Genomic DNA, 14327 nt, shown 5'->3' with positions numbered 1-14327 from the left:
AGGGGCAACGGAGGTGATTTGCACACGACGTGCTTTTCCGCGAGGAGCACAACTTGAAGAGTGGCCCGCCGAGAAAGATGGGTATTGATTGCCCCCTTCCGGATGAGCGCCCGCCAAGATGCTAGACTGTTGGAGCGATTCAACAAAATTCGAGCCACAGGCATCGAACACGCGTCCCGAGCCAACGCAGAGCCCGAGAGCTGATGACCAATCTGATTGCGCTAAAGAGCGGCACGGAGCTTGTCGGTGACTACCGCATCGAGCGCGTGCTTGGCGCGGGCGGCTTCGGGATCACCTATCTCGCCGAGGAGGTCGCGCTCGACCGCAACGTCACCATCAAAGAATACTTCCCGTCGGACTTCGCCGCCCGCTCCTCCACCGCGGATGCCGGTCCCCGCTCGCAGGACTGCGCCGGCGACTATCGCTGGGGGCTCGACCGCTTCATTGAGGAAGCCCAGACGCTCGCCAAGTTCTCGCACCCCAACATCGTGCGCGTGTATCGCTATTTCAAAGCGAACAACACAGCCTACATGGTGCTTCACTTCGAGGAGGGTCAAAGCCTCAAGTCGTGGCTCAAGGGTCTCGGCCGCGCGCCCCGCCAGAAGGAGCTAGACGCCATCATCGCGCCGCTCCTCGATGCACTCGAGCTCATTCACAAGCAGGATTTCCTGCATCGCGACATCGCGCCCGACAACATCATCATCCGCAAGGACGGCTCGCCCGTTCTGATCGATTTCGGCTCGGCGCGCGGAGAGATCGCCGCGCACTCGAAAACCGTCTCCGCACTCGTGAAGCCGGGCTACTCGCCCTATGAGCAGTACGCCGAGACGAGCCGCCAGCAGGGCCCCTGGACCGACATCTACGCACTCGGCGCCACGCTCTATCATGCGGTCACCGGCAAGCGGCCGTCCGATAGCCCCTCGCGCATGGTCAAGGACGAGCTGACGCCCGCGCGCGACGCGGCACTGTCGGCCTACCGCGCGGGCTTCCTCAAGGCCATCGATCACGCACTCGCCCTCCAGACGGAAGCTCGCCCGCAATCGATCGCGGCCTGGCGCGGCGCGCTGCTCGCGCCCGAGCCCGCGAAGCCGAGCTGGTTTGCAAAAGCCCCGGCTGCAAAGCCGGCAGATGCTCAGGAGGAGGCCGCTCCCCCTGCCAAGCCTGCGAAATCTCCTGCCGCCGCGGCGACACCGCCGCAACCCGATGCGCCGGGTCCCAAGGGCGGCATGCTCGATTTCCTCGACGGGCTGAAGAAGAAACCCGCAGCAGAGAAAGAGAAAAAAGAGAAGGTGGCTCCTGCCAAGGCGGAGCCTGCCGCCGCCGCAGCGCCAGCCGCGGCAGCGGGCGGCACCAAGAAACTGTCTCAGCCGCCCGAGCCCATCAAGCTCCCGCGCATCCTGCGCAAGAAGGACCCCGGCACCGCCATCATCGTCAAGGAGCCGAAGGCGGAGGCCAAGGAGAAAGACAAGGAAAAGGAAAAGCGCAAACCCGCGAGCCGCCCTCGCCCGATCCGCGCGCGGCAGGGCGTGGGATGGCGCCCCATCCTGTTCAAGCTTCTCGTCGGCGTCGGCGTCGCGAGTGGCGCCGTCGCCATGCAGGATCGCTTTCCGCAATTCGAAAGCCGCGGCAGCGGCGAGACCACGGCTGGCGTCTCGACGGGATCGTCCATTCGCACCGCGTCCTTGCAGGAAGCCCCCGTCATTCGCCCCGTCGCCGAGCTGAGCGGACACGTTGGGCCGGTGACCGCCGTGGCATTCTCCAATGACGGCTCGGCCATCGCCACCGTCGGCGCGGACGCACGCCTCAAGATCTGGAACCCAAGCTCCGGCACGCTCATCCGTACGATTGAGCTCGACAATGGCCCGGCGACTGCATTCGCCTTGTTCGGCACACACGCCCTAACGGGCCATGGCAGCGGCGAAATCGTGCTGTGGGATTGGCAGCGCGCCGAGAAGCTCGGCTCCTTCAAGCGCAACGAGGCCGAGATCTGGTCCGTGGTCTTTGCCGGCCGCGCGGACCGCTTCGCAGCCTCCAGCCACGACTGGAAAGTCACGCTCTGGGATACCGCGACGCCCGGCGGCCCAGTGCAGGTGATCGACGCCCACGCCAGCGCGGCGCAAGCCGTCGCCTACGCCACCACCGACAAAGGTCCGCGCCTTGCCTCGGGCGGCGCCGACAAAACCGTCAAGCTCTGGAACCTCGATACCCTCGATCGCATCCGCACCTATCGCGGCCACCAGGATTTCATCACCGCACTGGCCTTCCGGCCGGACGGCAAGGCGATCGCCTCGGCCAGTCTCGATGGCAGTATCCGTCTCTGGTCCACCAGCTCCGGCCGCTCCCAGCGCCGCCTATACGGCCATCGCGGCCGCGTAGGCTCGCTCTCGTTCTCGCCCGACGGCGCAAATCTCGCGTCGAGCGGCGCCGACGGGCAGCTTCGCATCTGGGATGTCTCGCGCGGGCGCACCATCCGCACCATCACCGGCCATACCGGCGCGATCAACGCCGTCACCTACTCGCCGGACGGATCACGCCTCGCCTCCGCAGGCGCGGATGGCATCGTGCGCCTCTGGGCAAACCCGCTTCTGCGGCCCGCCACCAACTGACCGGCCGCCAGTCCGAAAAAGAAAAGAGCGTGGTCTCATGTGCGAGAACACGCTCTTTATCTGTTGCCTTTGGCCGGATCGCTAGACGATCAGCCCCGCGCTGCGCGCTCGTAGTCGGCGATATGTCCCTCGAGATCCACGTAAGCTGGGCACGTAGCCCCGCAACGGCGCTCGATCTCAGAAAGCTGCACACGAGCCTGCTCCGGCTGGTGCTTGGTGAGGAACGCCTCACCGAGATAGGCGCGCGCAACCGTGTAGTTCGGGTTGACCTCGAGGGCCTTCTGGTAGATCGGCATCGCCTCGTCGACATGGCCGAGCTTACGCGTCGCGAAGCCGATGTAGGTCAGAACCCGCTCGTCCTTCTTCTGGGCAAGAGTGAGATAGCCGAGCGCCTGCTCGTACTGTCCGTTCTTCGCCAGCCAGTAGCCGGCATAGAACAGCTCTTCGTCCGCCATCTTGGCGCTCGCTTGCCCAACGCAGGCCGTCCACGCAGCCGTTCCCTTGGCCAGCGCATCGCACGCCGCACTCGTGGGTCCCACATCCTTGGAAACCCGCTGTCCCTCAGCCAGCAGCGGAGACGCGCAAAGCGCGGCACCGAGAGCCGAGACACCGAGAAGCCGAACGGTTCTGGACGCAAGTCTGATCATCAAAGTCCCCCTTGGGAAGCGAGATGCCCGCCCCCGCTAGTCTCAATCAAAATCTGTGCGAGGTTCGCTCACCCGCGCTGCGGATGCGTCGCTTCGAACGCCACGATCTGCCGCTTGAGCTCCGTGAACGCCACGCAGCCTTGGCCGCACCGGCGCTCGATCTCACCAAGCTGCTCGGTCGCATGGGCGAGGTCACCCTTGGCCAGGAACGCCTCTCCCATGTACTCGCGCGCCTGAACATAATCGGGTTCGATCTCGAGTGCACGCGCGTAGTAGGGCAGAGCGCCGTCCACATCTCCCATCTTCCGCGTGGCGAAGCCTATCGCGTTGAGAAGGCGCGGATTTTCGCGATCTTGGACCGTACCGAGAAGAGCCAGAGACTCCGCCAGCCGCCCCGTATGCGCCAGCCAGTAGGCCCCGTTGATGACGGCATCGTCGGAGACGTTGTGCGGCTTGCAGGCAGGCTTCTTCTTGTTGACTGGCTTCGTGCAATCGATACGCGGCTTGGCGGGACCGTCGTCGTCGATGGCCAGAACCGGGGTAGCGGCCGCGAAAAAGGCCGTGACACCGGCTGCCGCAACGAGCTGACCAACCAAGCGCAAACCAACCGGCTTCATGAGATTTCTCCAGTTGCAGCAAACGACAAATCCAATTGGCGGGAATTTTATCCCTCGTCCGCGCTCAAGTCCATGTGGCGCCGGCTGGGGATTTTGAGCTTTTTGTGTCGTTCGGACAAAGCCCTGCCATCATTGGGGGACATGGGTCCGGCAGGAAGCGTGGCGCCCGCGTGTAAGCTGGCCCCTTCCCCATCGAAACATCACGGAAAGACGGCACGAGGATAGAGCGTGTTCTGGTGGCGAAAACGCAATGAAGGCTTCGAATGGCGCGACTACGTCCGCACCACCATCCTCGTGCGCCGTGAGCAGCGCCGCCAGCGCTTGAAGGACGTGCAGTCGGCAGCCGCCGCCCACGTGAAGGAGGCCGGCAAGCGCGGGCTCGACGCCAGCGTATCCGGCGTTCGCAGCGCCAGCACCGGCGCCTGGTCACACTTCAAGTCGCTTTCGGTTGCATCAGCCTCCTTTCTGGGACGGGCGAGCCTCGCCACAGGCTCCGCTTTGGCCGCCACGGCCAAGGGACTGGGGGCAGGCACGGCCACGCTGGCCCGGCGCGCAGGAGAGCCGCTTGGACCGATCCTCGAACCGCTTCTGTCTGTCGTCCGCGCTCCCAAGATCAATCTCGCGCTCAGGATTGCGGCCGCTCTCACAGTGCTCGGCACCGCGTATCGCACCTGGACATTCGGCTTCGATGGCGACGCCCTCGTCGCAGCCGTCATCGCAAGCGTTCTCGCTCTCCTCCTTGTCCTGGCCCACCTGACCGATCCCGGCCGCGACCGCCGGTCTGGAGATCGGGAAGGCCTGCTGGCCAAGCTGCGCAACTACGAGGTCGTGTTTCCCGGAGATACGCGCGTATCCGTCACGACGGCAGGCCTCGCGCTGCTCGGCATCGTCTCCATCGCAGCGGCGGGCAGCGCTGCTCTTTATTATGCGGCGCCAAGCCAGATAGCAGGCGTCGTATCCGCGCCGTCCACGACAGGCGCCCTCCCCGACACGGATGCAGTAAAACTCGAAGGCCGAGCCATCGCCATCTCGGGAGATACGCTGCGTGTCGCCGGCACGCTCATCACCCTCGACGGGATCGAGGCCCCCGAGACCGGCCAATCCTGCCAGCGCAAGAGCGGCAAGTGGCGCTGCGGCGTAGCTGCCAAGGATGCCCTCGCCAACCTGGTGCGCGGCCGGCGTATCTCCTGCGAGCTGTTGAGCGACGGCGAAACTGGCAAGAAGGCCCGCTGCTACACGCGCGGCAAGGACATCGCCCGGCAGCTTGTGCGGGAAGGCAGCGTGTTCGCCACCGGAGGCTTCCTGAGCCGCTACGCCAGTGTCGAAAGCGAAGCCCAGACGGACAAGGTGGGGCTGTGGGCTGGAGACATCGAGCGCCCGCAGGACTACCGCGACAAACGCTGGGAGGAAGCAACACGATCCGCACCCGAAGGTTGCCCCATCAAGGGCCGCATCCGCTCGGGCGCACGCACTTACCTGCTCCCGTGGCAACCTTCCTACGACAGCGTGAAGCTGAGCACCGCAAAGGGCGAGCGCTGGTTCTGCTCGGAGAACGAAGCAAAGGCCGCTGGCTGGAGACGCGCCGCCCCATCATGAAGGGCGAGCGACGCGAGAGCCGCCACGATCCCACGACGACCTTCCAGAAAATGGAAAGCCCGCGACCGGGGGGGAGGTCGCGGGCTGAAGAACTGTGACGCCCCTAGGGGGGGATAGGTGGGACGGCGCCACGTTCGCAATTTTTATTTCACCCCAAATGAAACGACTTTGCAAGCTGCTGCGAAAACGACCGGAGATATTGCTTAAGATTTAGGCTAATAACTCCAAAGAACTGTATTTTAAAAATATACAGTATTTTCAACTAGATGAATGCCAGGGCACCCGCGCTCAATTCCCTAATCCGTCTCCTAACATCTTACAAGGATTTAATATTTGAAACGGATCGAGGGCGCTCTTGATTGCTCTCATCGTTTCTACGGCGGGTGCACCAAGTTCCCGGGCGAGATACGCCATCTTTCCCTGCCCGACCCCATGCTCGCCGGTGCAGGTCCCTCCCATGTCGAGCGCCCGCATCACCAGCCGGTCGAGAAACGCGCGTACCCGAGCAAGCTCCGCGGCGCTCTCCACGTCCACGACCGGCAGCACGTGGAAATTCCCATCGCCCACATGTCCCACGATGGGAGCGGTCAATCCCGAGGCCTCGATGTCGGCAACCGTCTCCAAGACACAGCGCGCCAGCTCTGAAACGGGCACGCACACATCGCTCGCGATCACCGATTTGCCCGGCCACATGGTCTTGACCGCCCAGAACGCATCATGCCGCGCGCGCCAGAGCGTTCTCCGCCCCTCCTCGCCGTCCGCCCAATCGCAAGCCATGGCTCCGTTGCGAAGCGCGATCTCGCGAAAGTCTCGAAGCTGCTCCTCCGTGGCTGCCTCTCCGCCCGCGATCTCGACGAACAGATGCGGCTGCTCCGGCAACGAGAGCTTGGAATGAAAACTAACGGCGCGGATCTGAAGCGCATCCAGAAGCTCCACGCGGGCCAGTCCCAGGCCGCATTCGGTCGCCTCGATCGTCGCATCGCACGCCCCGCCGAGCGACGAGAACGGGCAGGCCATGGCGATGATACGCGCGGGGATGGGATTGAGCTTAAGGGTAAGCTCGGTGATGATGCCGAGCGTGCCCTCCGAGCCGATCAGAAGCCGCGTCAGATCCAGCCCTGCTGCCGACTTGCGCGCCCGTCCTCCCGTCACGACCACATCCCCGTTGGCCATCACCGCCTTAAGGGAAAGAACGTTGTCCCGCATCGTCCCATACCGCATGGCGTTGGTGCCGGATGCCCGGGTGGCAGCCATGCCCCCGAGCGTCGCATCCGCCGCCCCCGGATCTACGGAGAAGAAGAGACCAAGATCGCGGATATGCGCGTTCAATGAGGGGCGGGTAACACCGGCCTCCACCACGCAATCGAGATCGCTCGGCGAAACCGAGAGGATCCGCGTCATGCGGCTGAGATCGACCGAGATGCCTCCCCGCGGAGCATTCACCTGCCCTTCGAGCGAGGTTCCCGCCCCGAACGGAACCAGCGGCACGCGATGGCCCGCAGCCACCCGCACGATCTGAACCACCTCCTCAGTCGTGAGGGGCCACACCACCGCGTCCGGCGGCTCGGCCGCGATCCAGGTCAGCGTGTTGGCATGAGCACGGCGAACCGCCTCGCCCGTCTGCACACGCTCCCCGAACAGCGCCGCGAGCTCCGCGATGGCCGCCCCCTGATCGATCCGCATCGCTCGAAAGTCTCCCATCAACGCGCACCGGGCTGAATGCCCCCGACCATAGGCGAGTTCGCCCGCCGATCCCACTAGTCCGGCATGTTGACCGCCGCCTAGGCCGTGAGCGGACGAGCAGAATACCGCCCGCTTCTTTTTCGGCGCTTTCTTGCGTAACACTGGCCACGCCAAAGCTTGGCATATCCATAACGGAGACCATCATGTTCCGCAGGCTGGGAGTTGCCGTATTCGCCTTGATGGCGGCCGGCGCTCTGTCCGTCGCCGAAGCCGAAGATCGCCTCGTCCTCATCGGCACGCAAACCGTGGATCTCAGCGGGAGCGGCGTATCCATCGACGTCAGCGAGGCGCCGGGCGCGTTTCGCGGCATCCGCATTCGCGCCAAGACGGGGACGGCGAACATCGATCGCGTGCAGATCGTCTACCGCGACGGTACCGTTCACAACGAGACGCGTCCCATCGTGCTTTCAAAAGGCGAGCGCACCCGGCCGATCAACGACACATCGGGCGATGGCTTCATCGACACTGTCAACATCGTGAACTCGCCCGGCAGCGGCAAGGCGGTGATCGAGGTACTCGGCATCCAGACCGCCGAGGGCGCGAAAAAGCAACGCTCCGCGCCCTCCACCGGCGACGTGACCGACGCCAAATCCGGCACCCTGCCGGACAACTCCGTCCCGGGCACCGTCAAGGACGGCCGCGACGTCATGTTCGGATACCAGAACGTCGGCTTCGGCATCGACCGTGACGTGATCAAGGTCGGCGGCGACCTCGGCAAGTTCACGCGCATCCGCTTGCGCGTGATCGGCAACGACGTCCACGTCAACGCGCTCAGGGTGGTGTTCGTCGACGGGCAGGAGCAGAACCTCGCCGTCGACGCCGACCTCAAAGCCAACACGCGCTCCAAATGGTTCGAAATCGACGGCAGCAGGTTCATTCGTGAAATCCAGTTGACCTACCGTTCGCATCCGAATTTCCGTGGGCAAGCCCGCATTGAGGTGACGGGCGAATATGCAAAGGGCTGGCTCGATCCTGCGGGCGAAGGGCGCAACTATCGCCAAGGCTGGGTGCTGCTCGGCGCCCAGACGGCGGGCTTCACCGGCTTCGACCGCGACGTGATCACCGTCGGCGAGAACGAGGGCGGCTTCACGCGCCTCCGCATCGAGGCCGTGGACCGCGCCATCACGCTGAAGGAAATCCGCGTGAAATACGCGAGCGGCCCAGACGAGGTCTTCACGATGCGCGAGCGCGTGGACCCCGGCAAGCCCTACGGCCCGCTGGAGTTCAAAGGCGGCAAAGCGCCGATTAAATCCATCGAGGCCAGCTACCGCTCGCGCTTCGACCTCGCCAAGGGTCTCCGCAGCGCGCTCGACGGACGTCCGGCCGTGGTCCAGATCTGGGGTCAGCACTGACCGCCGGGCTGCGTAGCTCGCTGGCAAACCGGTAGAACGAAATGAGGCAGGGCTCATCCGAGTCCTGTCTTTTTTTGGGCTCCGTCGGCCCTTACTCTCCGAAGCGTCGAAAGCGTCCCGGCCAGGCGCACTTCGATGAAGACAATAGGCCTAACAGGGGAATACGCCGTGGCGCGTAACCACATCTCGCTCGCACTTGCCTCAGCTGCATTCGTATCGGCTCTGGCCGGCAGCTTCGCATCCGTCGCCCAGGCGGCAGACGCACAGATCCGCCTTGCTCAGTTCCGCGAGCGCGACCGGGGCGGCCCGCCCTCCCGCGAGCGTCCGCCGGAAATCATAGGCGAAGCGCGCATAAACAATCGGATGGCCAACGTCGTCTTCCGCATCGACCCGCGCCAGTCGCACGTCTCCGAAATCGCGATCCGCTCAGGCAACCTGCCGGTCCTCCTCGAAGACGCCGAGATCGAATACGCCGACGGGACGCGCCAGAGATCGCCGATCCTGAACCGCGTCGCGCCCGGCCAGCAGAGCAAACCCATCGCCGTCGATCCGCGCCGCGCCGTGCGACAGATCTCTGTCACCAAGCGCCCCGGCCTCAGGCCCGGCGAGACGATCCTGCAAGTGATTGGCAAGGTCGAAGGCGGTCCGCCGCATGGTCCCGGCCCCGGTCCTGGCGCAGGCGGCCCGCCTCCGGGGCAATGGGGCGGCATCGGCGGAAATATCCCGCCCGGCTGGGTGCTTTTCGGCGTGCAGGACGTAACGTTCCGCGGCGAGCGCGACGTCATCCGCGTGGGAGAGCAGTTCGGCCGCTTCGAGCGGCTCGCGCTCCGCGTCTCCGACAACGACATCTTCCTGCGCGAACTGACCGTGGTTTATGGAAACGGCGAGCGCGACCGCAAGGTCATCGAGACCGCCATCCCCGCCGGCAGCCAGACCCGGCCGATCGATCTGCGAGGCGACCGCTTCATCCGCGAGATCGAGCTGGTCTACAGGGCAGCCCCCAATCGCCGCGGCCCCGCCGTGGTCGAGATCTACGGCGACATCGCCAACGCCTGGATCGGCGACCGCGATCGCCCCGGCCGCAACGGAGGCTGGCTGATGCTCGGCGCCGAGCGCGTCTCCATGTTCTCGAAGGAGCGCGACGCCATCCGCGTCGATCCCCGCGTCGGCCGCATCAAGGCGATCCGCTTCGCCGCTCGCCGGTCGGACGTCACGTTCTACAGCGCCCGCATCGTCTACGAGAACGGCGAGGCCGAGAACCTGCCATTCGCCCGCAAGCTCAAGGACGGCGAATTCACCACGCCCATCGACCTCAAGGGCCGCGGCCGGCGGGTCGACCGAATCGAGCTGAAATACCGCTCGAAGCTTGGCCTCAAAGGCGAAGGCATCGTCGAGGTCTGGGGCCTGAACTGAGGAAAACGAACGTACGAACGAAGAAGGGGCGGAAACGCATGAAGTTTCCGCCCCCTTTTTATGCCGTCTGCCTGCGGCTATCCTGAGGAACACGGTATCGAGTCGGCGCCGCCGCCTACCGTTCGCTCCCACCGCAGGTTCCGATCTCACGATGGCCATTCGCCAGCTCAGCCCAGAAACCGTCAACCGCATCGCCGCAGGCGAGGTGGTCGAACGGCCTGCGAGCGTCGTCAAAGAGCTGGTCGAGAACGCCCTCGACGCGGGCGCGACGGAGATCGAGGTGGTCACCGTCTCGGGAGGGCTGTCGCTGATCCGCGTGACAGACGACGGCATCGGAATGGACGCCCGCGACTTGGCCCTCTGCGTCGAGCGCCACGCGACCTCGAAGCTCGACGGGGACGATCTGCTGGCCATTCACACCCTGGGATTTCGCGGCGAGGCCCTGCCCTCCATCGGCGCCATCGCCCATCTCTCCATCGCCTCCCGGCCACGCGGTGCACGCGATGCGCTGGAGATCGCCGTGGACCGTGGCGCCAAGCAACCGCTGAAGCCTGCAGCCCTCAATCCGGGAACGCGCATCGAGGTACGCGACCTCTTTTCCGCTACCCCAGCGCGGCTCAAGTTCCTCAAATCGGAACGCTCCGAAAATCTGGCCGTTTCCGAAGCCGTAAAGCGTCTCGCGATGGCGCATCCCAACGTCGGCTTCTCCCTCACCATGGGAGAGCGCACGGGATTGCGCCTCCCTCGCACGGACGCAACGTCAGAAGGTATGCTGCAGCGCCTCGGCCGCATCATGGGACGCGAGTTCATGGACGATGCCGTGCCCGTATCGGGTGAGCGCGACGGCATCGGCGTGAGAGGCTTCGCTGGCCTTCCGACGTTGCATCGTCCCGACGCATCCCAACAGTTCCTCTTCGTCAACGGCCGCCCGGTGCGCGACAAGCTCGTTATCGGCGCCGTGCGTGTCGCCTACGGCGATCTCGTTCCCAAGGGGCGCCATCCCCTGCTTGCACTCTTCGTCGACCTGCCGCCGACGGAAGTGGACGTCAACGTACATCCCGCAAAGGTAGAGGTCCGCTTCCGCGACGGCGCAACCGTGCGCAGCCTTCTCATTGGCGCCCTGCGTCATGCACTCGAAAACGCGGGCTTCCGGGCCAGCGCGCAGGGTGGCGCGCGAACACTCGAAACGCTCGCGCGCACACCGGCCGCCACACCGCAGCAGTACCGCCACTACGACCCCGCGCCGTCGTCCTTCCGCTTCGAAGCACCCGCCCAAAGCGGAGGCTTCGCGGAAGAGCGGCAAGCGGCCTTCCAGGCGCCCTTCGAAGCGTTCGACACGCCGAGCGCCGACAGCAATGCGCACGACGAAGCGTCCGTTGTTCCCGGCAATGAGCACCGTCCCCTTGGCGCGGCCCGCGCGCAGCTTCACGAAACCTACATCGTCGCGCAGACGGAGACCTCCGTCGTCATCGTCGATCAGCACGCCGCACACGAGCGTCTCGTCTACGAGCGCCTGAAACGTGCCCTTGCCAATGGCGGTGTCGCGCGCCAAGCCCTCCTCATCCCCGCCGTCGTCGAAGTGGGCGACGACGAAGCGCTCGCCCTCGATGAGAAGGCCGAAGAGCTCGCGGAGCTCGGCCTCGTGCTCGAGAAGTTCGGCCCTGCCGCCGTCGCCGTGCGTGAGGTTCCGGCCCTCCTCGGCACCTCGTCAGTAGATGGACTCGTGAAGGATCTCGCCGCCGAGCTGCTGAACGAAGGCACCGCCGCGCCCTTGCGCGAACGCCTCGAAGCCATTGCCTCGCGCATGGCGTGCCACGGCAGCGTGCGCGCCGGCCGCCGCCTCACCGCAGCCGAGATGAACGCGCTCCTGCGCGAGATGGAAGCGACGCCTTTCTCCGGCCAGTGCAATCACGGACGCCCCACCTATGTCGAGCTGAAGCTCTCAGACATCGAGCGTCTCTTCGGCCGCAAGTGACACCCACTTGATACGTGTCTGGACCCCGACCTCCGTCGGGGTGACGTCAGTTTGTGGCGAGCGGCTTCAGCATACGTCATACCGGCGGAGGCCGGTATCCAGACACAGCTCAGTACGAACTATGCGGCAAGCCTACCAGAGCGCCACAGAAGCGAACCTCATCCGCCGGATCCGTTGAAGCCTCCGAACACCACCTGCGTGTCGCCCCAGGTGCGGCGGTCGAACTCGGTGAACCCGTCGGGCAAAACCGCCTCGCTGTTGGCCCGTTCCTCGAGCACCACGACCGCGCCGGGTGTCAGCCACTTCCCGTCGCGTAGCGCCACGAGCGCCTTCTCGCCCAGGCCCTTGCCGTAGGGCGGATCGAGAAACGCGAGCCCATAGGGCTCCATGTTTCCGGCAGGACCGAGATCCGTGGCATCGCGGCGGAAGATACGTGTTGCGCCCGTGAGCCCCATCGCTTCCACGTTGGTCCGGATAAGCGCCCTCGCCTCGGGGGCTTCTTCCACGAACAGGCAATACTGAGCCCCACGCGAAACGGCCTCGATTCCGAGCGCCCCCGTTCCCGCAAAGAGATCGATGACGCGCGCACCCGTCAGCGTGAACCCCGGCACGCCATGCAGCAGGATGTTGAACACCGCCTCGCGCACGCGATCCGACGTAGGCCGGAGCCCGTCGTGCTGAGGCGTAGCGAGCGCGCGTCCCCTGAAAGTCCCGCCGACGACCCGCATCACGCGTCCTCGCGCTCGCCTTTGGATTTCGGATGCGGCCGCTGCGGACCCTTCTTCTTCGCGGGCTTGTCCTCGCTCGCCTCCACCAACCCGAACTCGGCCGCGAGCTGCGGCCCGAGCTGATCGGCAAGCACGCGCCGCCGGACGACCTCGGCTTCGCCCGGCTTCAGGTCCAGAAGCTGGAACGGCCCGAACGACACGCGGATCAGCCGGTTGACGTCGAGCCCCAGGCTCGAAAGCACCTTGCGCACCTCGCGGTTCTTGCCTTCGCGAATGCCGACCGTCAGCCACATGTTGGCGCCCTGCATCGTGTCGAGCGTCGCCTCCACCGGCCCATAGCGCACGCCGTCGATCTCCACGCCCTCCTTCAGCTTGTCAAGATCGACCTGCGTGACGCGCCCCTTCGCGCGCACGCGGTAGCGCCTGAGCCAGCCCGTCGCCGGAAGCTCGAGATGACGGGCGAGTTCGCCGTCGTTGGTGAGCAGGATGAGACCTTCGGTGTTGAAATCGAGACGCCCCACGGAGATCACGCGCGGCAATCCCGGCGGCAGGTTGTCGAACACGGTCGGCCGTCCCTGCGGATCGTTGTGCGTAGTGACCACACCCTTCGGTTTGTTGTAGCGCCAGAGCTGTGAAGGCTCCGCGAGGGGCAGAGGCTGCCCGTCCACCAGCACGCGATCCTTGGGCCGCACCTCCACCGCTGGCGTTTTCAGCACCTGCCCGTTGAGGCTAACCCGCCCGTCCGCGATCCAGCGCTCCGCTTCTCGCCGCGAGCAGAGCCCAGCCCGCGCCATCGCCTTCGCAATGCGCATGGGCTCTGAGACCGAAGGAACACGCTGCTGCGGAGCGCCCTTCTTGCCGCCGCCAGGACGCGGCCCCGGCTTGCGGACGCGAAAACTGGTAGCCGGCGACGGCTTCTCTCTCCGGTCCGGACGCTCCCCCTCGCTCCCGCGCTTTTCCCCCTGCTCGCCAGTCCTTGCACGGAACTTGGCCGCAAACGGCTTCTTCTTGCCGCCCTGGCCGTCGCGCCGCTCCTCCCGACCGCCACGGCCTCCCGAGGCGGAGGTGCTGGAACGATCGCGATGTCGCGAACCGCCGTCTTGCGGCTTGCCCCGCGGCGGGCGATGACCGAATGATGACTTGCGCATGGACGTCAGGCTCTGGATTCGAATGGAAGACGACCTTATGGCACCCTCGGCCCGCCTCGGCCACATGGAACTCGCGCTCGCGGAGGCCCAAGCCGCCGCGGCGCGGGGAGAGGTTCCCGTCGGCGCCGTCCTGACGGATCAGAGCGGCGCTGTCGTCGCCACCGCGGGCAATCGCACGCGCGAGCTGTCTGATCCCTCGGCGCACGCGGAAATGCTGGTCATTCGCGAAGCCGCCGCCAGGCTCGGCAGCGAGCGGCTCATCGGCCACGATCTCTACGTCACGCTCGAACCGTGCCCCATGTGCGCGGCTGTGATTTCCTTCGCGCGCATCCGCCGCCTCTACTATGCCGCGCCCGATCCCAAGGGCGGCGGCGTGGAGCATGGGGCCCGCGTGTTCAGCCACGCCACCTGCCATCATCGGCCGGAGCTTTATCCTGGTCTTGGCGAGACAGAGGCCGCCGCGCTTCTGAAGACGTTCTTCGCCTCGCGCCGCGCGGACTAG

11 protein-coding genes are annotated in these 14327 nt (G+C 65.6%); 6 read left to right on the top strand and 5 right to left on the bottom strand.

Annotated features, from left to right (window positions below; all coding sequences use genetic code 11):
- The first annotated feature begins 203 nt into the window (after positions 1 to 203).
- Entirely contained in the window at positions 204 to 2606 is a 2403-nt protein-coding gene (locus PE058_RS04940) for a WD40 repeat domain-containing serine/threonine protein kinase (RefSeq protein WP_271030031.1), read from the top strand.
- A gap of 89 nt (positions 2607 to 2695) precedes the next feature.
- On the opposite strand, the gene PE058_RS04935 is transcribed toward PE058_RS04940, so the two are convergent.
- A complete protein-coding gene (locus PE058_RS04935; protein ID WP_271030030.1) occupies positions 2696 to 3253 on the bottom strand; it encodes a tetratricopeptide repeat protein in 558 nt (185 codons plus the stop codon).
- A gap of 68 nt (positions 3254 to 3321) precedes the next feature.
- Positions 3322 to 3870 carry a tetratricopeptide repeat protein gene (locus PE058_RS04930; RefSeq protein ID WP_020084241.1) on the bottom strand — a complete coding sequence of 183 codons (549 nt, stop codon included), beginning with the start codon at positions 3868 to 3870 and terminating at the stop codon, positions 3322 to 3324.
- A 228-nt stretch (positions 3871 to 4098) separates the two neighbouring features.
- Between PE058_RS04930 and PE058_RS04925 the strand changes: the two genes are divergently transcribed.
- Positions 4099 to 5466, top strand: a complete 1368-nt coding sequence (locus PE058_RS04925; RefSeq protein ID WP_271030029.1) for a thermonuclease family protein — start codon at positions 4099 to 4101, stop codon at positions 5464 to 5466.
- 288 nt (positions 5467 to 5754) lie between these two features.
- Here PE058_RS04925 and PE058_RS04920 read toward each other — a convergent pair whose 3' ends face one another.
- Entirely contained in the window at positions 5755 to 7149 is a 1395-nt protein-coding gene (locus tag PE058_RS04920) for an FAD-binding oxidoreductase (RefSeq protein WP_271030028.1), read from the bottom strand.
- A 203-nt stretch (positions 7150 to 7352) separates the two neighbouring features.
- Between PE058_RS04920 and PE058_RS04915 the strand changes: the two genes are divergently transcribed.
- The 3 genes from PE058_RS04915 to mutL all read left to right on the top strand — a co-directional run bounded on the left by PE058_RS04915 (position 7353) and on the right by mutL (position 11949).
- The gene (locus tag PE058_RS04915; protein ID WP_020665344.1) at positions 7353 to 8561 is read left to right on the top strand and encodes a hypothetical protein; all 1209 of its coding nucleotides are present in this window, start codon (positions 7353 to 7355) and stop codon (positions 8559 to 8561) included.
- A gap of 168 nt (positions 8562 to 8729) precedes the next feature.
- Positions 8730 to 9974 carry a hypothetical protein gene (locus PE058_RS04910; RefSeq protein ID WP_271030027.1) on the top strand — a complete coding sequence of 415 codons (1245 nt, stop codon included), beginning with the start codon at positions 8730 to 8732 and terminating at the stop codon, positions 9972 to 9974.
- Between the two features lie 151 nt (positions 9975 to 10125).
- The gene (mutL, locus tag PE058_RS04905) at positions 10126 to 11949 is read left to right on the top strand and encodes a DNA mismatch repair endonuclease MutL (protein WP_271030026.1); all 1824 of its coding nucleotides are present in this window, start codon (positions 10126 to 10128) and stop codon (positions 11947 to 11949) included.
- Positions 11950 to 12107: 158 nt separating this feature from the next.
- Here the strand turns inward: mutL and rsmD are convergent, their stop codons facing one another.
- Complete coding sequence (gene rsmD / locus PE058_RS04900) at positions 12108 to 12677, bottom strand: 16S rRNA (guanine(966)-N(2))-methyltransferase RsmD (RefSeq protein ID WP_271030025.1); 570 nt, start codon at positions 12675 to 12677, stop codon at positions 12108 to 12110.
- On the bottom strand, positions 12677 to 13825 hold the full coding sequence (locus tag PE058_RS22005) for a pseudouridine synthase (RefSeq protein WP_333780413.1): 1149 nt from the start codon (positions 13823 to 13825) through the stop codon (positions 12677 to 12679). Before PE058_RS22005 ends, rsmD begins: the two co-directional genes overlap by 1 nt.
- Positions 13826 to 13862: 37 nt before the next feature.
- Here PE058_RS22005 and PE058_RS04890 point away from each other — a divergent pair, with 37 nt between their 5' ends.
- Positions 13863 to 14327, top strand: a complete 465-nt coding sequence (locus tag PE058_RS04890; RefSeq protein ID WP_271030024.1) for a nucleoside deaminase — start codon at positions 13863 to 13865, stop codon at positions 14325 to 14327.

The organism is Hyphomicrobium sp. DMF-1, from assembly GCF_027886585.1.
GTDB lineage: Bacteria > Pseudomonadota > Alphaproteobacteria > Rhizobiales > Hyphomicrobiaceae > Hyphomicrobium_C > Hyphomicrobium_C zavarzinii.
Note: the sequence above shows the minus strand (reverse complement) of the source record. Positions and strands in the feature narration are given on the sequence as shown.